At 60.2% G+C, this 21961-nt stretch carries 19 protein-coding genes; 12 read left to right on the forward strand and 7 right to left on the reverse strand.

Annotated features, from left to right (window positions below; all coding sequences use genetic code 11):
- Positions 1-131 precede the first annotated feature (131 nt).
- Positions 132-2057 carry a collagen-like triple helix repeat-containing protein gene (locus tag ACP3TY_RS22085; RefSeq protein ID WP_426618491.1) on the forward strand — a complete coding sequence of 642 codons (1926 nt, stop codon included), beginning with the start codon at positions 132-134 and terminating at the stop codon, positions 2055-2057.
- A gap of 131 nt (positions 2058-2188) precedes the next feature.
- Positions 2189-3859, forward strand: coding sequence for a ShlB/FhaC/HecB family hemolysin secretion/activation protein (locus tag ACP3TY_RS22090; RefSeq protein ID WP_400648969.1), 1671 nt, complete (start codon positions 2189-2191; stop codon positions 3857-3859).
- A 130-nt stretch (positions 3860-3989) separates the two neighbouring features.
- Here the strand turns inward: ACP3TY_RS22090 and ACP3TY_RS22095 are convergent, their stop codons facing one another.
- The 4 genes from ACP3TY_RS22095 to ACP3TY_RS22110 form a co-directional block, all read right to left on the reverse strand.
- Positions 3990-4799, reverse strand: coding sequence for a hypothetical protein (locus ACP3TY_RS22095; protein WP_426618492.1), 810 nt, complete (start codon positions 4797-4799; stop codon positions 3990-3992).
- Positions 4800-5511: 712 nt separating this feature from the next.
- The gene (locus ACP3TY_RS22100) at positions 5512-5922 is read right to left on the reverse strand and encodes a response regulator (RefSeq protein WP_053116932.1); all 411 of its coding nucleotides are present in this window, start codon (positions 5920-5922) and stop codon (positions 5512-5514) included.
- Positions 5923-5985: 63 nt separating this feature from the next.
- Complete coding sequence (locus tag ACP3TY_RS22105) at positions 5986-6198, reverse strand: Flp family type IVb pilin (RefSeq protein WP_159813475.1); 213 nt, start codon at positions 6196-6198, stop codon at positions 5986-5988.
- Positions 6199-6316: 118 nt separating this feature from the next.
- Positions 6317-6523 carry a Flp family type IVb pilin gene (locus tag ACP3TY_RS22110; protein WP_053116954.1) on the reverse strand — a complete coding sequence of 69 codons (207 nt, stop codon included), beginning with the start codon at positions 6521-6523 and terminating at the stop codon, positions 6317-6319.
- 338 nt (positions 6524-6861) lie between these two features.
- On the opposite strand from ACP3TY_RS22110, the gene cpaB reads away from it, so the two are divergent.
- The 8 genes from cpaB to ACP3TY_RS22150 are packed head-to-tail and all read left to right on the forward strand — an operon-like array spanning position 6862 to position 14317.
- A complete protein-coding gene (cpaB, locus tag ACP3TY_RS22115) occupies positions 6862-7803 on the forward strand; it encodes a Flp pilus assembly protein CpaB (protein WP_053116930.1) in 942 nt (313 codons plus the stop codon).
- A gap of 20 nt (positions 7804-7823) precedes the next feature.
- Positions 7824-9047, forward strand: a complete 1224-nt coding sequence (locus ACP3TY_RS22120; protein WP_212546352.1) for a type II and III secretion system protein family protein — start codon at positions 7824-7826, stop codon at positions 9045-9047.
- The gene (locus ACP3TY_RS22125) at positions 9044-10234 is read left to right on the forward strand and encodes a pilus assembly protein (protein ID WP_053116928.1); all 1191 of its coding nucleotides are present in this window, start codon (positions 9044-9046) and stop codon (positions 10232-10234) included. Before ACP3TY_RS22120 ends, ACP3TY_RS22125 begins: the two co-directional genes overlap by 4 nt.
- On the forward strand, positions 10231-11499 hold the full coding sequence (locus tag ACP3TY_RS22130) for a CpaF family protein (protein WP_053116927.1): 1269 nt from the start codon (positions 10231-10233) through the stop codon (positions 11497-11499). The genes ACP3TY_RS22125 and ACP3TY_RS22130 overlap by 4 nt, the downstream gene beginning before the upstream one ends.
- Before the next feature lie 18 nt (positions 11500-11517).
- Positions 11518-12402, forward strand: a complete 885-nt coding sequence (locus ACP3TY_RS22135) for a type II secretion system F family protein (protein ID WP_212551574.1) — start codon at positions 11518-11520, stop codon at positions 12400-12402.
- A 1-nt stretch (position 12403) separates the two neighbouring features.
- Positions 12404-13288: a type II secretion system F family protein gene (locus tag ACP3TY_RS22140; protein ID WP_426618493.1), complete on the forward strand. Its 885-nt coding sequence runs from the start codon at positions 12404-12406 to the stop codon at positions 13286-13288.
- 23 nt (positions 13289-13311) lie between these two features.
- Positions 13312-14034: a tetratricopeptide repeat protein gene (locus tag ACP3TY_RS22145; protein ID WP_053116924.1), complete on the forward strand. Its 723-nt coding sequence runs from the start codon at positions 13312-13314 to the stop codon at positions 14032-14034.
- 10 nt (positions 14035-14044) lie between these two features.
- Positions 14045-14317, forward strand: coding sequence for a DUF3613 domain-containing protein (locus ACP3TY_RS22150; protein ID WP_053116923.1), 273 nt, complete (start codon positions 14045-14047; stop codon positions 14315-14317).
- A 996-nt stretch (positions 14318-15313) separates the two neighbouring features.
- Here the strand turns inward: ACP3TY_RS22150 and ACP3TY_RS22155 are convergent.
- Together ACP3TY_RS22155 and ACP3TY_RS22160 are read right to left on the reverse strand one after the other, a co-directional pair.
- Complete coding sequence (locus ACP3TY_RS22155) at positions 15314-16081, reverse strand: response regulator transcription factor (protein WP_159813489.1); 768 nt, start codon at positions 16079-16081, stop codon at positions 15314-15316.
- Between the two features lie 126 nt (positions 16082-16207).
- The gene (locus ACP3TY_RS22160; RefSeq protein WP_426618494.1) at positions 16208-16678 is read right to left on the reverse strand and encodes an A24 family peptidase; all 471 of its coding nucleotides are present in this window, start codon (positions 16676-16678) and stop codon (positions 16208-16210) included.
- A 75-nt stretch (positions 16679-16753) separates the two neighbouring features.
- Here ACP3TY_RS22160 and ACP3TY_RS22165 point away from each other — a divergent pair, with 75 nt between their 5' ends.
- Positions 16754-17209: a TadE/TadG family type IV pilus assembly protein gene (locus tag ACP3TY_RS22165; protein ID WP_053116921.1), complete on the forward strand. Its 456-nt coding sequence runs from the start codon at positions 16754-16756 to the stop codon at positions 17207-17209.
- Entirely contained in the window at positions 17206-19959 is a 2754-nt protein-coding gene (locus ACP3TY_RS22170; RefSeq protein WP_426618495.1) for an ATP-binding protein, read from the forward strand. The genes ACP3TY_RS22165 and ACP3TY_RS22170 overlap by 4 nt, the downstream gene beginning before the upstream one ends.
- Here the strand turns inward: ACP3TY_RS22170 and ACP3TY_RS22175 are convergent.
- Positions 19956-21953, reverse strand: a complete 1998-nt coding sequence (locus ACP3TY_RS22175; RefSeq protein WP_426618496.1) for a pilus assembly protein TadG-related protein — start codon at positions 21951-21953, stop codon at positions 19956-19958. The two genes, ACP3TY_RS22170 and ACP3TY_RS22175, sit on opposite strands and share 4 nt — an antisense overlap.
- Positions 21954-21961: the final 8 nt, after the last annotated feature.

The raw sequence follows: 21961 nt of genomic DNA on the forward strand, positions 1-21961 counted from the left end.
ACCAACTTGAGAATGGCGGGAACCCGCGCCTGGACTGAGATTGCAGCAACGGACGAGGACATTGCCGGCGACATGAATCGGCGAGTCATCGAAGGCAACGAACGTTGTGACAGGTGCAAGGAATCTCGATCATGAAAACTCAAGTCTGGTCAAAATCTGCAATCGCTTTGGCAGTGGTTCTCTCTCTCGGTCTGGCCGGTTGCAGCAGCGGCGGTGGCGGCCATCACAGCAGCTCCGGCAGTTCTGCGCCGGCCAGCGACAGCGCTGCGGGTGGCGCCGGTGGTAGCGGAGATACTGCGGGAACTGGCGGCACAGGCGGTACCGATGGAACCGGTGGTACGGGCGGAACGGGTGGTACCGATGGAGGCACTGCGGGCACCGGTGGTACGGGCGGTACCGGTGGAACCGATGGCGGCACCGCAGGAACCGGTGGCACGGGCGGCACGGGCGGTACCGGTGGCGGTACCGCGGGAACTGGCGGCACGGGTGGTACCGGAGGCACCGATGGCGGCACCGCGGGAACCGGTGGCACGGGCGGTACCGGTGGGACTGGAGGCACAGGCGGAACCGGTGGCGGCACTGATCCGACCAATCCAACCAACCCGACCAACCCGACGGATCCAACCAACCCGACCAATCCCACCGTCCCTACTCTGGTGACCACGACATTGGTGAAAGATGTCGGCACTACCGTCAGCGGCGTCGGCAGCGGCGTTGGCCAGGTCGGCGATTCCCTGAGCACTGTTCCTGTGGTGGGTGGCGTTGTGCAAAGCGTTGCCAACACCACCGGCAATGTCGTCAGCACCTTGGGTGACGGCTTGGGCAACGGCATCGGCAAACTGGCCAGTACGCCGAATGGCGTGGGGGTGACTGCTTCGTCGGTGGGCGGTGTAGTGACAGATCTCGGTAATGGCGTGTCCGATGTCAGCGGCAAACTGGCCACGGCAACCAGCAGTGTTCCCGTCGTTGGCGGTGTCGTCACCAAAGTCGCTCCTTTGCTGGATGGCGTCGGCGAAAAAGTCACCATGATCGGTGACACGCTAAGCATCGCGACCACCACCGGGCCTCTCGGTGGCCTCACTACCCAGGTCAGTCAGAAACTGGTGCCGGTAATCGCGATGGTTGAAAGCACCACCACCAAAATCGGCGGCGCCACGGGTCTCGGCTCGCCACTCAATGGGCTGACCCAACAACTCGGCGCGACCGTGAACGGCCTCGGTAGCAAAGTGACTGCCACCGGTAATGGCAACCCCGTCACTAACACCGTCGGCGGCGTGCTGAGCAATGTCGGCACCGCCGTTGGCAAGGCCGGTGGCCTGGTATCAAGCGGCACCGGTGGTGGCGATTCCGGCGGCATCGGTGGCGGACTTGGCGGCATCGGCGGCGCGCTGGGCGGCACCGGCCTGCTGCAAACCGTCGGCGGCGCGGTGGCCAATGTTGGCAGCGGCTTGAGCACTGGCAACAGCGCACTGGCAGCACCGGGCGGCACCGTCGTCTCGGTCGGCAACACCGTCGCCTCGCTCAACACGGCTCTGGGCGGTTCGGGCACACCGATCACCGCACCGACCGCAACCCTGGCAACCATCACTAACACCGTCAGTACAGGCATTGCTCCGGTCACGGTAGCCGTCACCAGCCTGACGCAAAATGTCGGCGCAGCGACCGGCCTTGGCAGCCCGGTCTCCAGCCTCACCGCACAAGTGGGCGGCGCAGTCAGCAATCTGGGTGGCGGCATCGCCGGTGCCACAAGCAACCCGGTACTCAGCGCCGTCGGTGGCACCGTCGCCAGCGTGGGCACCACCGTCGGCGCTGTCGGAGGCCTGGTCAACGCTGGCACGGCGGGCGGAGGTACTGGCGCGACAAACCCGGTCACCTCACTGGTCAGTAACGTCGGCGCCACCGTCGGCAATACGGTCAACACTGTCGGCGGCACTGTCGGCGGCGTACTCAACACAGTCACCAGCACCGCGTCCGGCGCTGGCGGCACCGCCACCGGTGGTGGTCTGGGTGGCGTACTCGGTGGTCTGACCGGCGCCCTGGGCGGCAACAAACGCTAAATTGCACCTGGCCGATTCGACGGCCTCACCTACAGCGCCTACGCTTGGTTGAGGGCGGAAGATTCCTACGAGTCTTCCGCTTTTTTCTTAGGAAAAATCAGCCCGGTGCTGTGATGACCACGGAGTGTCCTATGCGCGTAATGGCGTCTTTGCTGTTCCTCAGCCTCAGTTCCACTGCCCTCGCCGACACCCTGCCGACCTTTCTCAATTCCAACGAAACCATCCGCAACCTGCCCGTGCCCAACCTGCCGGCCGATGCCTATCGCCCGAACGCCGCGCCCGTGCAAGTCCCGGATCCCGGCGCTGCGGCCGCGCAGCCGTTGATGATGAGCACCAAGATCAACCTGAAAACCGTGCAGATCGAAGGCGGCACGATCTACCCGCTCACTGAACTGGCGGAAAACTACAAGCCCCTGATCGGCCGCGAAACCAGCCTCGCCGATCTGATTGAAGCCACGCGCAACATCACCCGCCGTTATCAACAGGACGGCTACCTGTTGTCCTACGCGTTCCTGCCGCAACAGAAATTCGACGACGGCGTTGCGCGCGTGGTGTTGGTGGAAGGTTACGTACGCGACGTACAAGTCGAAGGCGACGTCGGCCGCGTCAGAGGTCTGCTGGATAAATTCATCACAAAAATCCAGGCCGAACGCCCGCTGACCCGCAAGACCTTCGAACGCTACACCACGCTGATGACACGCATCCCCGGCGTCACCATCCAGGCGCAAGTGCCGCCACCGGGCACCACCGACGGCGCCACCACCCTGATCGCCCAGGCCAGCCGCAAGCCGTTCACCAGCACGCTGAGCACCACCGAAGACAACCGCAACGGCACGCAGGCGTTGCTCGGTGTCAGCAGCAACTCGCAAACCTCGATGGGCGAACAACTGACCCTCAGCGGCTTGTTCCCGCCAGGTGACGATGACGAACATTACTACCGCGCCGACTACAGCCAATTCCTCGGATCCGAGGGCACACAACTGGCCCTGTCCGCCTCACGCTACCGCGCCGACCCCGGCACCAACCTGCGACTGGACAACGGCCTGGAACTCAAACCGCACCGCGAAAACGATCGCTACTCGATCGGCTTCACCGTTCCCCTGATCGCCGCCTCCAACGAGCTGCTAACAGCCGGCTCGCGCCTCTACGCCGTCAACGACAAAACCCGCTACAACGTCGTCGGCTACCCGCTGAGCGTCGAAGAACGCACCGACATCCGCGCCCTCGCCTTCGAAGGCGACTGGCGCAAAGCCGATGCCAAACAACTGCGCATCCTCAGCGCCGGCCTCTACCAGGGCCTCGACAGCATGGGCGCAAAAACCAACAACAGCGCCATCGACCTCGACTTCTTCCGCGCACGACTGTCCGGGGTGCAGAGCGACAAATTCTTCGACAACTGGCAAGGCGTACTCTCGGCCGCCCTGTACTGGAGCGACGACAGCGTGCCCGACAGCGAACGCGCGGTATTTGGCGGACAGAATTTCGGTCGCGGCTATCCCGATGACCAGGCGTCCGGCGACAAAGGCTGGGGCGTGGCATACGAGGTCAACTACAGCTACAACCGCGAAGGAAGCTGGGTGCGGATACTGCAACCGTATGTAGTGCTGGATCGCTCGCGCAGCTGGTTCAATCAACTGCCGGTGCAAGCGAACAGCTTGTCCTCGGCGGCGCTGGGGTTACGGTTTGGCGATGCCAAGTACTACAACATCGCGCTGGAAGCGGCGAAGGCAATGTCGGATGAAGCGCTGGATACTTTCAATCGGCGGACGCGTTACAGCATCAGTTTTAGTTATCAGTTGTAGGGGGCGGTGCTTGGGAGGGCGCTTTCGCGACGCAGGTTCGTAGAGCCTGTTTTTGTTCGCAAACAATACCGGTCTTGAGGCAAAAAAAACGCCATCCTCATCTTTCGGACGGCGTTTTTCTTTCCAGACATCAGTCAACCCTATCTACCGACACAGGTGTCAGTTGAATCTCGAACTGGAAAAGCCTTGAGGATGGGCCGACGTTACCGACTCGGTCTTCATATATGTAATAAAAGAAAAAAACCCCATCACCGTTGTCTTCAACTGACGCCCTTGGAATCTTTATTTGAATCGGTGCAGATATATCATCATCTACAACATGTCTGTCGACATAAATTCCGGAGTTACGGCTTCCGTAATAACCCATGCAGACATCGCCCTGCTTAACATCTGCAGGGGTGGGAATGATCATAGTGATATCCCCAAGAGCATCCAGAATTTTGCGCGTGACAACACCCTTGATGATCTCAGATGGCGGAACCGCCGCAATACCAGGATTACCGTAATTGGGGGCAACTCTGTCAATTACAAACTCTGAAGTATCAGATTTGTGGGCATTACCCAAATAGTGAACCATATAAGACAAACGAAATAATCCCATCGTATCCGTGAAAGCACCCGCCAGTGTCATTTCAAATTTGACTGGAGGCGGAATGGGTACGTCCATCCAATGAGAAACCAGTTCGGAACCGTTTTTTAACAAGACCATAAATGCGTCACCCTGTGCTAGCCCCGGAGGTAGCCACAGATCCTCCACAATCACCCTGCAATCCTTGCCCTGACGACTCCTTTGTAATTTAGTCGCCTTATCACCCGGCAGTGCTGGCAACAGGTTTTCAACCACAGGCGCCTTACGGGCTTGTTGACTGACGGGCACGGACACTACATCCAATTCTCTTAGAACGGCCTCAGCGTCGGATAACAACTTCTGCTCAGACATCACTTGATTTCCTTTTCAAAGAATTTACCAAGCCTTCCAGGACTAATTCCCTGCAGAAAAGCTGGCGAAAACAGATCTCAGTGAATACCAAACGCAGGCGACTGCCTACTGTCAGAAATTACAGGTCTAACTACCGCTCGTCGTAGTTCACGTTTGTGCGCTATAAGAAAAGTACGATATCCACCTACTGAATGGAGGCGCCCCCCTTGTCAGCTGCCGAAGGCTGCGATCTTTTGATGTTGTTTTTAAGAGCAAGATCAAAAGATCGCAGCCTTCGGCAGCTCCTACAGGTTGGGGATATTCAGGTAAAGATTAGTCGGCTCTCAGGCCGCCTTCGCGATCAAGCTCGGCTCCTACGAAGATCAAAAGCCGAACGTGCCGTGCTTCTCACCACTCAATAGGCCGAGTGTCCGCTCGCCTGCTTTTGATCTTGATCTCGGAGCCCGTCGGCAGGCTGAGTGGAGGGATTGATCCGGGGTGGGAGCGCAGCGACCGTTTGGCGCAGCCAAACACATCGAGAGGAGGTGCAGCGAAGCAAACCGTAGGCGATGAACCCCGGATCAATCCCGCAGCGAAGGAACCCGAGCCCAAGCGAGGGCCGAACGTCAGGGCAAAGCGTTTTGGTTACTTTTGGGCGTCTGCAAAAGTGACCCGCCGTAAGGGCGGAACCCATACCCGCCATCACAAAAAAAACGGATATACCCCAAAAACCTCACCCCCGCCCAACCCCCCTAGGCTTGGGAAACAAATTATCCAAAGTCTCAAACAACCTCACGTGATAAATCGGCTTGCGAAACAGATCCACCACCTGCAACCGCAGCAAATCACTGACATCCTCCATATCCGCATGCCCCGACATCACAATCACCGGCAAATGCGCCCGCGACGTATGCTCACGCAAGCGCTTGATCAACGACATGCCCGACTCCTCAGGCATACGCAAATCGGTAATCACCAACGCAATATCCGGATGCCGCGTCAAATGATGCAACGCCAACTTCACCGACGTCGCCGTATGACACACAAACCCCTCACCCTCCAGCAACTCAGCCAGCTCCAGCAACGCATCCTCTTCATCGTCAACCAGAAGCAACTGTTGGCGCGGCAGCGAGGAAGCAGTCATGGGCAATCCCTTAAAAGCCGAAAGTGAACCCGAGTGTAGCGCGTCATTCGCCCATCATCGCAATCAGGGCGTCTGCACCGGAGCCGCTGGCGGGGTTCCGCCCAAGGACGTCAGCACACTGCTGAAAATGGCATAGACCTTCGCTCCGATCGGCGTAACAAACACCACGACCACAACAGCGACCATCGCCACCACAATCGCGTACTCGATGGCCGACGCCGCCTCGGTGCTCCCCAGGAACGAGCGCACACGAGCAATCACATATTCAAGCAACATGGCTATTCTCCTTCGCGCCAGCCACTGGCCGGACACGGAAAATCCAACAGCCTCGTCAAAGCCTGAGCCCGCTATTCGTCAGCGCGCACAGGCCATGAAAAAGGAAGAGTGAGTTCGATCAGATACCGGGCTTGGTCTGCGCCGTACCGCCAAGCTTGGTCAGAATGACGTTGAAAATCGCCAGTACCTTATCGCCGACAGGTGTCACAAATACCACGACAACCACGGCGACCATCGCCACAACAATCGCGTATTCAATAGCCGACGCCGCTTCGTCGCTTTTGCAGAATGTCCGGGCATGCGCCCGCAGATAGTCGAGAGTCATACGAAACATACGTCCACTCCTTCGCGCCTTTGGCGCCGATGTCACGCTACAGCGGCAAGGTTCCACCGTGCCATTTGAGCATTGTCAACAAACCCCCTCCCAACAACTGTAAGAACGGATTAATTACAAAGGATTAGTCCATTGGTGATCGGCCGTTTCCTGCTGTTAATTGGCCAACACCCCTACTTTAGTCAGTTATTTGTCTGTCACTAATGGCGTTTTGGCTTGGATCAGCTAGCGTGGAAATAGCGAAATAGTTGAATGTTCATAGCTGCCGGATTGCGAAATCTCTCGTTGAAAAAAGCGGTGGGTCGTGCAGCAGGAAAGGGAGAGCCGTCATGAACAGTCGCGTCACCATGGGCCTTGCAGCAGTGTTGTTGCTCGGCGCCGTTTTTGTCGGTTACTGGGGGCTGGTGCTCAGCCGCCAACCGGCACCTGTTGCCGAGGCGCCTGCCGCGCCGAACGTCACCGTTGAAAAAACTGTCGCGATCGCCGAAGACCAGACCCGCCAACCGGTGGTGGTGCTGCTCCACGACGTGCCACCGTTTTCGCCGCTGACCGCCGCCGACGTCACCGTGGAAAAACTGCGCAGCGCCCCGGCCGGCAGCTTGAGCAGCGTCGATCAAGCGGTCGGCCGCACACCATGGCGGCACCTCAGCGCCGGCACCTGGCTGAACGATGAAAGCTTCTCCGCCGGTGGCTCACTGGCACGCATGATCCACAGCGATGAACGCGCGCTGACCGTGGCCGTCGACGAAGTTATCAGCGCTGCCGGGCAATTACTTCCCGGTGACTACGTCGATGTCCTCCTCTACCTGCGCCAGGACGGCAGCAACTTGCAGCAGTCGGCGCAAATCGTTTTACCGGCCATGCGCGTGCTCGGCGTCGGTGATCAATACGGCCTGACCAACGACGGTCAACCCGCCTCCCCCGCGCTGAGCGCCGACGAAAAAATCAAACAGGATCAGCGCCGCATCGCCGCGCGCACCGTGGTGTTGGCGGTACCGGAACAACTGCTCAGCCGGATGATGCTCGCCACCCAGGTCGGCACCTTGCGCCTGGCCGTGCGCAGCAGTGAAGAACAACGTCTGGCGAAATACTGGGCCGGCGAAAGTCAGGCGCCCGCCCACATCGATAACGCCAACAGTCAACTCTTCCAGTTCACCCAACTGGCCCTCGGCGCGGCGCCAAAAGTGCCGTCCAGCGGTGGCTCCGGCGCCGTTGCACGGCCGGCGGTGGAGATCATTCGCGGCAACCAGATCACTCAACAAACCCCATGATTGCGCAAGGATCCAAGTGCATGCCGAGTCGTTGCTGGCCGACCTTAAAACCAATGCTGCAGGCCATGTTGTTGATGGGCCTGTCCATGGACGCCGTGTGGGCGGCCACCGGTAATTGCTCGGCACTCGGGCGCATGCCGCCGGTGATCGAGATCGGCGAGGGCTTTCAACAGGATGTGCAATCACCGGTGGCGATCACGCGGCTGGCGATTGGCGATCCGAAAATCGCCGACGTGCACGCCAACGGCAGCTCGTCTTTTCTGCTCACCGGCGTCGCGCCCGGCGCCACCAGCCTGATGGTCTGGACGTCGTGCTCCAGCGAACCGCGCCAAAGCATGGTGTTCGTGCAAGGCGCCGCCACCGCCGCACTCACCGGTGCCAGCCTGCCGCCGTCAGAAGATCCGACCCTGCCGTCGCAAGTGCAGACCGACATTCGTTTCGTCGAAGTCAGCCGCACCAAACTCAAGGAAGCCACCGCCTCGTTGATCGGTGTGCGCGGCAACTTCCTGTTCGGCTCGCCCGGCACATTGCCGAATATCGATGGTGTGCCGCAGCCACGCTTGCCGGTGAACAACGGTCTGTTCAACTTCTCGTGGATCGGCGGCAAGACCATGGCGATCATCAATGCGCTGGAAGGCAGCGGCTTCGCTTACACCTTGGCGCGGCCGAGTCTGGTGGCGCTGAGCGGCCAGAGCGCAAGCTTTCTCGCCGGCGGCGAAATCCCGATTCCGGTGCCCAGCTCCGGCAGCGACACAGTGACCATCGAATACAAGGAATTCGGTATTCGTCTGACGCTGACGCCGACCGTGATCGACCGTAATCGCGTCACCCTCAAAGTCGCACCAGAAGTCAGCGAACTGGATTACGCCAACGCCATCAACATCGGCGGCACGCCAGTGCCCGCGCTGACCGTACGCCGCACTGACACCAGTGTGTCACTGGCCGACGGCGAAAGTTTCGTCATCAGCGGTTTGATCAGCACCACCAACACTTCGCAGGTGAACAAGTTTCCTGGCCTGGGCGACATCCCGGTGCTGGGCGCATTTTTCCGTGATTCGCAGATCAAACGCGAAGAGCGCGAACTGCTGATGATCGTCACCCCGCACTTGGTGCAGCCGCTGGCCGCCGACGCGCAACTGCCGTCGTTGCCGGGGGAAAAACTGCGCAACTACGACCCGAATTTCTATCGCATGTTCTTCCTCGAAAACGGCAATTTCGACAAGCGCAGTGGGTTGTCCCAATGAGCCAGAGCCTGAGCCAGACGTTCCTCGCCATCACCCGCAACAGCACCGATCTGGAATGGCTGCAAAGCGCCCTCGCGCCGCTCGGCCAAGTGGTCAGCGCCGGTGGCGGCAGCCTCGACGAATTGCTCGCGCTGGTCGATGTCACCTTCGCCAATCTGGTGTTTGTCGGCCTTGATCGCGAACACGTCGTGGCGCAGAGCGCGCTGATCGAAGGTGCGCTGGAAGCCAAACCGATGCTGGCGATCGTCGCCCTCGGCGACGGCATGGACAATCAGCTTGTGCTGAATGCAATGCGCGCCGGCGCACGGGATTTCGTCGCCTACGGTTCGCGCTCCAGCGAAGTCGCAGGATTGGTGCGGCGCCTGAGCAAACGTCTGCCGCCGGTGGCACCGAACACGCAACTCGGTGGCCTGACCGTGATGTATGGCGTGCAGAGCAGCTCCGACGGCGCACTGCTGGCCAATCACATGGCGATGGTCGTGCAAAAGAGCGGTCAGCAAACCTTGCTCCTCGACCTCGGTCTGCCCCGTGGTGACAGCCTCGCGTTGCTGGGGCTGGAGAGCTCGTTCCACTTCGGCGACGCTCTGCGCCATCTAAGACGCCTCGACGCCACGCTAATCGACAGCGCTTTCACCAGCGCCGAAGCCGGGCTGCGCATCCTCGCTTACGCCAGCAGTGACGAGCCGCTGGAAACCACCAGCGCCGCCGAATTGTTCATGCTCCTCAGCGCCCTGCGTCAGCACTTCCAGCACATCGTCGTCAACCTCACCGGGCAAGCCGACAGCGAAGCCTTGCGCACTTTTGTCAGCCATTGCGACAAGCTGCTCTGGTACACCGATCAGAACGTGCTCAACTGCCGACGCAACCTCGCCGTGCTCAATAACTGGCGCGAGAAAGGCATGAAACTCGACCACGGCCGACTGCTGATCGACCGCTATTTAAGCAACGTCGCGCCGGATGCGGAAACCCTCGGCAAGACCTACAACCTGGAAGTTATCGCGGTTCTGGCGGCCAACGCCGAAGTCCGTCTCAACGCGAAAAATCAGGGTGTCAGCCTGTTCGAACTGGCGCCGCGAGAAAAACTCACGCAAAGCCTGCGGGCCCTCGGCGAACGTCTGGCGAAACGCTCCGAAGGGCTGGCGAAACCGAAAGTCACCTGGTTCGGGCGTCTGCGAGGCAACACATGAGCAGCGAAAAACTCTTCGGCTCGCCGCAACGCGGGGCGGTGGGCAACACCGACCACGAAGGCCTGAAACTGGTGCTGCACCGCTACATCATCGATGCCATCGAAGAGTCGGGAAAAAACCTGCTGGAGGGTTCGCGCCAGCAACTCGCGCAATTCGTCACCGACAAAGTCGCTGAATACATCGCCCGTTTGCACCTGGCGATCTCGCGTTATGAGATGGAGCGGCTGGGCGAAGAAATCGTCGACGAGCTCACCGGTTTCGGCCCACTGGAAGTGCTGTTGCGCGATCCAACGGTGACGGAAATTCTGGTCAATGGCCCGCACCGGGTGTTCATCGAACGCGACGGCGTGCTGCATCAAAGTGACCTGCGTTTTATCGATGCGCATCACGTTGAACGGGTGATGCAGCGGATTCTCGCGCCGCTCGGTCGGCGTCTCGATGAGTCGTCGCCAATGGTCGATGCGCGCCTGCCGGATGGCAGCCGGGTCAACGCGATCATTCCGCCGATTGCACTCGACGGCCCGTGCCTGTCGATTCGGAAATTCCGAAAGGACATGCTGAAAAGCAGCGACCTGATGGCGATGCAAACCATCGATCTGCAGATCTTCGAATTCCTTCAGGACGCGGTCGGCAAGCGCTGCAACATTCTTATCAGCGGCGGTACCGGCACCGGTAAAACCACGCTGCTCAACATCCTCAGCCAATTGATCAACCCGCACGAACGTCTGGTGACCATCGAAGACGTCGCCGAATTGCAGCTCGGCCACCCGCACGTGGTGCGTCTGGAAACCCGTCCGCCGAATGCCGAGGGCCACGGCGAAGTGAAGGCCAGCGACCTGATCCGCAACGCCCTGCGGATGCGCCCCGACCGCATCATCCTCGGCGAGATTCGCGGCGTCGAAGTGGTCGATGTGTTGACCGCGATGAACACCGGCCACGACGGTTCGATGAGCACCGTCCACGCCAACAATGCGCAGGATGCGCTGCTGCGTCTGGAGACGCTGGTCGGGCTGACCGGTCGCGCCATCGCCGAGCGCACCTTGCGCCAGATGATCTGCGCGGCGCTCGACGTGATCATCCAGTTGACCCGCATGCCCGACGGCCGCCGCTGCGTCAGCGAAGTGGTGGAAGTGGTCGGCATCCGCGAAGACGTCTACGTCACCAACACCCTGTTCCGCCTCGACCGCCGCACTGGTTTCGGCTTCCTCCGCGAAGCGGTCAATCCGGCGGGCGACAAGTTGCGCCACGAGACTCATCTGGGCTGACGGCAAGGAGCACGGAGCATGCTGGGACCGGTCATTCTCATCACCTTGTGTCTGGTTTTGCTCGGGCTGTCGATCCGTTTGTTTCTGCACGGCATACGCAAAACCGCCAACGAAAAAGTCCTCGGTCGACTGGCCGCCGGGCAACCGCAACTGGCCGAAGAAAAACCGAAATGGGTGGGCCTTGAGCGGATGTTTTTGCGCGCAGGTTTGGGCCGTCCGACCGAGCGTTTCGGCTTGTGGATGAGCCTGTGGGCGGTCTCCATGGGTCTCGGTTATCTGCTGTTCGACTGGGTCGGTTTGCTGGTGATGCTGGTCGCTCCGCCACTGATTTTGCGCCTATACATCGCCTTCCTTTATCGGCGCCGAATCAAGCGCATGATCGAGCAACTGCCGCAGTTACTCGATCACACCGTGCGCAGTTTGAAGTCCGGGCGCACCTTGAGCGACGCGGTCATGGGCGGCATCGAGGCCAGTGACGATCCGCTGAAAAAAGCCATGGGCCGGGTGCAGCGCAACGTACAACTGGGGGTCAATCTGCCCGACGCCGTCAGCGACTTTGCCGAGCTGTACGAGCAGGACGAATTGCGCATGTTCGCCCTCGGCCTCAAGGTCAATCACCGCTACGGCGGCAACGCCAGCGAGCTGCTGGAGAACCTGATCAAACTGATCCGCGAACGCGATCAGGGCGCGCGTCAATTGCGCGCCCTCACCGGAGAAACACGGATGACTGCGTGGGTGCTCGGCTCGCTGCCGATCATCCTCGTCAGCTATTTCATGCTGACCAATCCCGGCTACATGCTCGGCATGTGGCACGACTCGGGCGGCCACACCATGCTGATCATCGCAGCGCTGTTGCAAGTGTTCGGATGCCTGGCGCTGTGGCGCATGTTGCGGAGTGTTTGACATGCTCTATCTCGCCGCCCTGATGTTATTGCTTGGCGCCCTGCTGCTGGTGGCCAACCACTTGCTCACCGAGCGCCGTCGCGTACGTCAGGTCAACCAGCGTTTGCAGGGGCATCTGGTGCGCGAAAACCGCTTCGGCACTTGGTTGCGCGCGTTCGGCAACACGCGTTTTGGTCGGCGCTCGGTAACCATCGACAGCGAAACCCAAACCCTGCTCAGCCGCATTGGCTGGCGCCGCGCCAACGAACGCGCGCTGTTCGCCGCCTGCCAGATCGGTACGCCGTTGCTGACCTTAGGGCTGGCGATTTTTTTACAGGAAGTTTTTTTCCCCCACGCCGACAACCGCTGGATCATGCCGATGCTCGCTGCCGGCGCCGGTTACCTGTTGCCCAAACGCCTGCTCGCCTACGCGGCCGGGCGTCGGCAGAAAATCATCTCGGTGGAAATTTCCACGTTCATTCCGCTGCTGCGCATCCTCTTCGAATCCGGCATGGCCGTGGAGCAGGCACTGCGCGTGCTGAGCATCGAGGGGCAAAAACTGCTGCCGGAACTGACCAGCGAACTGCGCCTGATCCTCGTCCGTGTCGACTCCGGCCTGGAGCTCGGTCAGGAGCTGAACAAAGCCGCAGTGATGCTCGCCGTCGACGAATTCACCGACACCTGCGTGATCCTTCAACAACTGATCCAACAGGGCGGCGGCGCGATGAAATCGCTGCTGGCGCTCAAACAACTGCTGGATGACCGGCGCCTGACACGTTTGCAGGAATACATCTCGAAGATGTCGGCAAAAATGTCGGTGGTGATGATGTTGTTTCTGTTCCCGGCGCTGCTGATCGTCCTCGCCGGCCCCGGCTTCACTGCGATTACCCGGGCGTTTGCATCCTGAATCCGACTCATGGAGCGTGTTTGATGAAAGTACTGATAGTCATCGCCAGTCTGCTGCTGCTCGGCGGTTGCGCCACCAACGGCCAGGCGCCGTGGACGTCGTTACTGTCGCCGTCCAGTTGCAGCAAACTGTCCTCGGAACAGGAACTGGCGCTGAACCTGGCGGACGACCTGGCCAACGACGGCAAACTGCACGCCAGCCTCGCCAACCTCGAAAGCCTGCCGGACAACCTCAGCGAAGTGCGTCTGCGCAAAGCCAAGGTCTATCGCCTGCTCGGCCGCAGCGAAGCCGAACCGCTTTACCGCAGCCTCGTCGGCGGCTGCCTGACCGCCGAAGCCGAACACGGCCTCGGCCAACTCTATGCCGCGCGCGGCGACAACGGCCAGGCCCAGGCGCACCTGCAACGCGCCGTGCGCTTGGCGCCCACCGACGAAAAAATCCGCAACGACCTGGGCGTGGTCTACCTCAACCAACTGCGCCTGAACGACGCCAGCTTCGAATTCCTCACCGCCCTCGAACTCAAGCAGAACAACCAACTGGCGGCGCAGAACCTGGTCACCTTACTGCTCTACCAGAACAACTGGCCGCAAGCCGCCGAAATCGTCAGCCGCGCCAAACTGACCCCGGATCAATTCACCGAAGCCCAGGAACGCGCGGAAAAACTCAAAGCCCCGGTCAAAGCCAAACCCGCGGCCAGCAACCAGGTCGCGGTCGTCGCCGACCCACTGCCGTCCTCGATCAAATAAGGAGACAGCCATGAACCCCGTCAAAGGCCTGTGCTACCTGACCCTGCTCAGCCTGCCCCTCAGCGCCCACGCCATCGACGCCGGCCCCGCCTCGGCGCAACAACAGGAAACCGAAGGCTGGCTCGTCCTGCAAAGCCGCAACCAGGCCGCCTCGAAAAACCCACAACCGGCGACCGCCACTGAGCGTGAATTGGCGATGCAGCGCTGGATCAAAAAATACAAATACGAAATCCCGGATCTGTATGACCCGGATGCGGGCGGGAAGATAGAGACCAAGAACTAACAGACCCCATAACCTGTAGGAGCTGCCGAAGGCTGCGATCTTTTGATTTCGTTTTTTAAGACAAGATCAAAAGATCGCAGCCTTCGGCAGCTCCTACACAGGATGAGTGCACGCTCGGCCGCCGCGCATGATCTGAAAGCCCCTCACCCTAGCCCTCTCCCGGAGGGAGAGGGGACTGATCGGGCTGTTTGGGCGAGGTACGCCGACCTGAAATACCGAGCCGAACACAGACTCTGAAAACCACAAAAATCGGCCCCCTCTCCCTCGGGAGAGGGCTGGGGTGAGGGGCAGCCTCAACACAAAACCAAAGCCGAACACGCCACGCTCTTAACCACTCGACACGATGAGCGCAAGCTCGGGTGCAGCTTTTGATCTTAGAGCCCGTCGGGAGGCTGAGCGGGAGGAATTCGTACGGCGAAAGCATTGAGGTGCAGCGAAGCAAACCGTGGGCGATGCCCCCCTAGCCGAAGGCTGCCGCGTATGATCTGAAAGCCCCTTACCCTAGCCCTCTCCCAGAGGGAGAGGGGACTGATCCGGGTGTTTGGGCGAGTTACGCCGACGTGGGATACCGAGTTGAACTCACATTCTGACAAGCACAAAAATCGGCCCCCTCTCCCTCGGGAGAGGGCTGGGGTGAGGGGCGAATCCAACGAAGATCAAAAGATCGCAGCCTTCGGCAGCTCCTACATGAAATCGCGGCGATCCACGCCAACCACTAGGCCGAGTGTCAGCTCGCCTGCTTTTGATTTTGATCTTAGAGCCCGTCGGGAGGCTGAGCGGGAGGGATTCATACGGGGAAAGCATCGAGAGGAGGTGCAGCGAAGCAAACCGTAGGCGATGCCCCCGGATGAACCCGGAGCGAAGGAACCCGAGCCTTAGCGAGGGCCGGACGTCAGGGCAAAGACCTTTGGTTACTTTGGGGCGTTTGCCAAAGTGACCCGCCGTAAGGGCGGAACCCATATCCGCCCCAACACAAACAACGGATATGTACCCAAATCAGTGCGCCGTAACCCGCCCCCGCCCAGGCGAAAGCGCCAACGCCAACTGCGTCCGATTATGCATATGCGTCAACCTTAAAACCTGCGAAACATAAAGCTTCACCGTGTTCTCGGTAATCCCCAACTCACAAGCAATCTGATAATTCGTCTGCCCCTTCCCCACCAACCGCGCCACATCCAACTGCCGTGGCGACAACTGATTGAAAATCTCCGGCATCTCCGCCGCCTCAACCTCCCCACCCAACCTATCCCGCACCACCGTCGCAGGACTACGCCGAACCTTATCCAGATCCTGATAAAGGTCATCAATCGACTCAGACAAAAACTGCAACTTCTGATTCAAATGCCCCAACTGCACATTCTTGTGCCGCTCCTGCAACGCCAACTCCTGACGCTGCAAACCCTCCAGCAACTCCGCCAGATCAATCGGCTTCTGATAATAATCAGCGATTCCCGCGCGCAACGCCTTGATCACGTCCTGCTTGTCCGCCCGCCCGGTCAACATGATCGCCTCGAACGCGCGCTGTTTGCCGGCCAGGCGTTGCAACGCCTGCACCAGTTCAATGCCATCCATCCCCGGCATGTGCAGGTCGCACAAAACCAGACCAATCTGCGCGTCTTCAGTAAAACGCTCGATCGCCTCTTGGCTGGAAACGCAGGGGACGCAGCGATAACCGCTGGACTCGAGAAACTCGCACAACTCCTCGACAATCAAGGGTTGATCATCAACCACGAGGACTTTTACCGCAGACGTAAGCTTGTTCACGTGCCACTCCATGCCCTAGGCCAAAGCTGACCATTCCTGTACTGACAGCTCTCGGCTGTATAACCAGCTTCTTTGAAAGTAGACGTACTTTCCGACTATGTACATAGGACTAGTGGCACCCGGCGACTAGTGGATCCAATAGAAAGCCAGCCCCGTGCCGAGTAGCACAAACGGCGCAAATGGCAGCTTTTTTGACGATCCCGGGCGCAAATATCGAAGACGATCTCTAAGCCCTTGACTCATATGCAGCCAGACTCTTGGCGCGAGCAGCAGCCAGAGCACGCTGGCGATGCCGGCGCCGACAAATGTCCAAAGAACGAAAATACCGTCCGTCGCAAGGCCCAGAGCTGTCATTAGTTTCACATCACCGGCGCCCATGCGGCCCATCAAATAACCCGGCAGGGTAAACGCCAACGCCAACAAAACCGCCCAGCCGCCCTGCCCGGCCTGAGCACCCAGCCAGGTGCTGCCGGTGGCCAATAAAAACCCCAGCGCCAAGGCACCGACACCGACAGTCAAGAGATTGGTGATGCGCCGCTGCCGGGCGTCCTGAGCGGCGCAAACCAGCAGCCATACGAGAAGGATAAAACTCTGCATCCGGTAAAAACCGTCCGTTTTTGCTGAATGATTCTATGCTGATACTACGCAGTGACTGTCAGGGTAGACGCACTCATGAAAAACGGCTTTCGGAAGTCGCAAAAAGGTGCGGTGGCGATTGAGTTCGCCTTGGTGTTCGTGATCTTTTTTGCAGTGTTTTACGGCTTGATCAGCTACAGCCTGCCGTTCGTGATGATGCAATCGTTCAATCAGGCGACGGCTGAAGCGGTGCGCCGTAGCGTCGCCATTGACCCGACGACGCCCGGTTATGCGACGGCGGTCGTCAATGCTGCGAATGCAGCGCTGACTCAACAATTGTCTTGGGTGCCGTCGTCGTTCAATTTGGTGATTGGCACCGATACCAGCGCGGTTTTCGACAGCACTAAAGGTCTCAACGGCACGCTCACCGTCAGCGTCAATTACCCGGTCAGCAAGCTCAATCAAGTGCTGCCATTTCTGGTGCTGCCGGGAGTTGGCACCGTGCCCAGCCTGCCGACCAATCTGACCGCCCAATCGAGTCTGCAATTTTGACGGTGGGCGATAAACTTTTCGGGCGGTTGCTCAAGCGTTCAGCGGTCGCCGCTCAAGAACCGCTGGAGCCTCTGGTCTCGCCGATGCTGGGCCTGCACATTCATCTCGACGATGACGGCGCGGTGTTGCAGATGGCCGGGCCGTTGCGCCATGTACTGGAACAACAGAAACCTCACGCTCAACCATTGCCACTGAGCGACTACTTGCTCGCCCACAGTTGCCTGGCCATCGAGGGCCAGCCGAGTGATTGGCAGGGGCAACTGCTCGATCTCGACTTCGCCTGCCTCGGCGATCAGGTGCTGCATTTGCGCGGCTGGGCGCAGCGCTGGGGCAACGGCTGGCTGTTGCAGTTGATGGACATCGCCGACTTGCTCATCGAACGCCAGCAAGCGCGCCACCACGACGCCTGCCAAGTGATCGCCGGGCAAATCAGCGAACAATTGCGCAGTTGCGGCCCGTTGCGTTTGCCGGTGATTGTCAGCGAACAACTGCAAGTCATCGCCCAGCGCTGGCACATCCCTTGTCTGGCATTGGCGCTGCTCGATGAACAGGAACAGGGCTGGCAAATCTATCGACAGTTCCAGGCCCATGACGCGCCGACGCTGTGGCACGACGGTCAGCGACTGGGCACGCCGCTGGACAGTTTGAACGGCACCGCGCCGCAGCGACTCGATGCGCATCACGGCCTCAACGAACATTCGCGGGTGCAGATTATCTTCGGCAACGCCGACGGTTTTGCCGTGCCCTACAGCGATGATCGCGGCGTGGTCGCATGGCTGCTCTGCGGTTTTTACGACGTTGATCACGCTGCGCCCTATCTGACCGTGCGCGACTGGATGTGGCTGGCAAGTTCACTGGCGGCGCCGTTGCTCGGGCGTCTGCGTGAGCAGCAGCATCATCGCCAGCACGAACGTCTGGAATCCCTACAGACCTTGCTCGGCACCGGTTGGTGGGAAATCCCCGGTGTCGGCGATGCGGTGCAATTGGCACCGTCATTGGCGGCCGCCCTGCATCTGCAGGCGACACGATTGACCCAGGAAGAATGGCTGACGCAGATCCATCCTGCCGATCGCGAGGAAATGCGCAGCGGCCTGCACGCCCTGCAACAACACGGCGAGCCGCTGACCCTAAGCGTGCGTCTGCACCCTGCGGATAACAAGCAGGCGCCAACGTGGTTTCGCGTGCAAGGGCAAGTCACCGGCAGCGCCGAACACCGGCGGCTGGTCGGTTTCATGCTCGACATCAGCGACATCAAAAACCAGCAGCAACTGGCCGCCGCCGCCCATGCGCGGCTGGACAATCTGATCGCCAGTTCACCGGCGGTAATTTACGTGCAGCACTACGCCGAAGGTGCGTTGCAACCAGCGTTTTTCAGCGCCAGCCTGCAACCGCTGCTCGGTTTGCGTCTGGAAGATTGCAGCTCGGCGGCGCTGATCGAACGCCTGCATCCGGAAGATCGCGAGGTGTATTTCCAGCGTACTCGGCAGTTGCTGCGCGAAGGTTCGGTGCGTGCGCGTTATCGCCTGCGTGACAGCCGTGGCGATTATCACTGGCTGCTCGACGAGGCCAAACTGCTGCGCAACGACCTCGGTTTGCCGGTCGAAGCCGTTGGCCTGTGGCTGGATGTCACCGATGCGACGCTGGCCGCTGAGCGGATCAAACAAAGCGAAGAGCGCTACCGGATTCTGGTCGAAGATTCACCGGCGATGATCTGCCGCTATCGCCCGGATCTGACCCTGACTTTCGGCAACCGGCCACTGGCTAACTATCTGGAATGCACGCCGGAGCAATTGCCGGGCATCGATCTGGGCACCTGGATGTCCGACGAGCAGCGCGCTGCTTTCGTCCAGCGCCTGACGCTGCTGACCCCGGACAACCCGGTGAGCACCGCCGAAATCAGCCTGCAATTGCCTGGCCGCGAACATGCCTGGTGGGTGTGGTCGGATCGCGGCGTGTTCGATGAGCGCGGGCAGTTGCTCGAAGTGCAAGCGGTGGGTCGCGACAACACCGAAGTGCGCCGCTCGCAGCAGCAGCTCACGCAGAGCGCAAAAATGGCCACCCTCGGCGAGATGGCCACGGGGCTCGCCCACGAAATCAATCAGCCGTTGAACGTGATGCGCATGGCTATCGTCAACGTGCTCAAGCGCTTGAGCAATGGCGATGTGCAGGTCGATTACCTGACCGACAAACTCAACCGCATCGACGCGCAGGTGCAGCGCGCGGCCAAGGTTGTCGATCACATGCGCGTGTTCGGCCGCCGTTCGGAGATCGAGCAACAACTGTTCAATCCGGCCTCCGCCATCGAAGGCACGTTGTCGCTGTTGGCTGAAGGCATGCGCGGTAAAGGCGTGGATCTGCGCATCAGCGACACCGGTTTTCAGGTGCAGGTGCGCGGTTATGTCGATCAACTGGAGCAGGTGTTGATCAACCTGATGGTCAACGCCCGCGATGCGTTGTTGAGCAAGCGTGAGAAGGATTCGAGCTTAAAACCGTGGATTTCGATTTATGCCGAGCGTGATGAAGTGAAGGTCAGGCTGTGGGTCGAGGACAACGGTGGCGGCATTGACCCGCGTTTGCTCGAGCGGATTTTCGAGCCGTTTTTTACCACCAAACCTATTGGTGTCGGCACGGGGTTGGGGCTGTCGGTGAGTTACGGGATCATCGACAACATGGGCGGGCTTTTGAGCGTGCGCAACTCGGTCGAGGGCGCGCGGTTTTGCATTGAACTGCCGATTTCGGCGGACGATTAGATGACTAGATAGGCTTTGCCGGTTTGCCCGCAGGTCATGTTGGCGCCGACGTCGACGTCCATCAGGTTGATGCCGAGGCTTTTTAGCAGGTTGTTGAGAATAGGATCCAGCAACGGACTCAGCACAGCGGTGACCGCTGGGAGTAAACGGTTGGTGACGTCACTGATCAGTGACGCGACGCCGGTGACAATGGCACCCAACGGATTGCTGCCCAGCGGTCGATAGACAATCAGGTTGACCCCCGCCAGCGTGTTCGACAGGCTGTTGACGATGTTGGTAGTCGGCACGGCCGCCTGAATGCTCGGCGGCAATTTCAGGTTGGCCGGGGTGGCGAACGGCGTTGAGCTGGAGAACACCAGATCCTGCGAGTTTTGCGCGACGCTGGTGTCGAGCATGATGCCGATACCGCCAGCGCCGAAAGGGACGTGGGTGGATGCATCACAGGTTCCGAGCCCGAGGATTTTGTGGCAGGTGACGATACCCAGATCGATCAATGCCAACGGCGCCACCGTCGGTTCGGCAGCCGAAGAGAACGCATTGGTCGGGTCGATCTTGCCGAGTTTGAGGTCGGCAATCGACGTGATGGTGTGGGCGGTCAGGCTTTTGGTGCCGGTAGCGCCCGTCGGGCAGCGGAAATCGGTGACATAACTTTTCGCACCGCCAACATCCAGGCTGATGTCGATTCGCGGCGTCGGCAGCAGTTGCGGATCCAGTTGCTCGCAACCCGCGCCAAGCAGACAGCCCAGCGAGTTCAGCGTGCCGACCAAGTCCAGACTCAGCAGCGCATTGAGCGTCGGCGTCAATGCACCGACTAGTCCAAGCACGGCGCTGGTCAGCCCGGTCACGCCGCTCAGCACCGGCAGATTCGTTGAAATCAGCGTGCGAATTTGCGCAGTGCGCACATAAATCCGGTTCGCCCCCAGCGGATCAACCTTGGCCAGCGCCGGATCACCAATCGCAGAAAACTGCGGCGGCTCGATCACCTTCACTTTCACCGTGACATTCGCCAGCCCCAACACACTGATCGGCAACGTCGCCGCCACCGCGCTTTTGCTGTTGGCCAGTTGAATCACGCCCTGCACCAGTTGCAGCAGTTGCAGATTGGCGTCGAGCCCCGCCGCCGTGGTGCCGGTCTGCAATTGCAGAATATCGCCAAGTTTGACCGGCGCCGCGTTGATCGCCGCCACCTGCAACTGGCCCAGTGCAGTGATCACATCCGCCGTCGCGCCGTTGAGTTGCACCACCGTCGCGGCGGCCTGAATCAGTTGGGTGACCGTGGCCTGGGTGTTGAGCAGCTGCGTGTAATTGCCGGCGGCGACATTGAGGTTGATCGCCAATTGGTTGAGGTAGCTGAGCAGGTTGATATCGGTGTTGAGCAAACCGTTCCAGCCCAGCGCCGTGAGGTTGACGTTGCCGCCCAGCAGCCCGGAAAACAGCGGATTGAGGATGTTCGATTGCGCGGTATTGATCGTGGCCAAGGTGCTGCGAATGTTCAGTTGGGCGATGGTCGGCTGGGGTTTCGCGGCGACGGCCGTGGCGTTGAGCGTGGTGTTGAGGCTGACCGACGTGCCGCTGAACAACGCCTGCACGCCGCCGGCAAAACTGGTGGTGAGGGTGTGACTGCCGACTACCCGCACTGCTGCCGCTTGCGTGGCATCGGCGGTGAAGGTGCGCAGTCCGGTTGCGGCAGTAACTAACGATCCGCAAGTGGTGGCGAGGGTGTTGTTGGCATCGACGGTAAAACCATTGCGCACCGCGCTTTGCCCGGCGTAAGTGGCAGCGGTCAAACCGGGCAGACAGTTGCCGCCACGGCTCACCGCTTCCAGCGCAGCGTTATCCACCACCCGCTGCAATTTGCGCTGCTCCATGTACAAGCGCCCGGTGTCGACCACCAACAGCATCGCCACCAGCGCCACACTCAGCGTGGCAGCCGCCATCAACCCGATCGCCCCGCGTTGCCGGGCCGGGCCATTGAACTGCGAACGAGGCGACATGGCGCACT

The organism is Pseudomonas rustica, from assembly GCF_049959085.1.
Taxonomy (GTDB): domain Bacteria; phylum Pseudomonadota; class Gammaproteobacteria; order Pseudomonadales; family Pseudomonadaceae; genus Aquipseudomonas; species Aquipseudomonas rustica.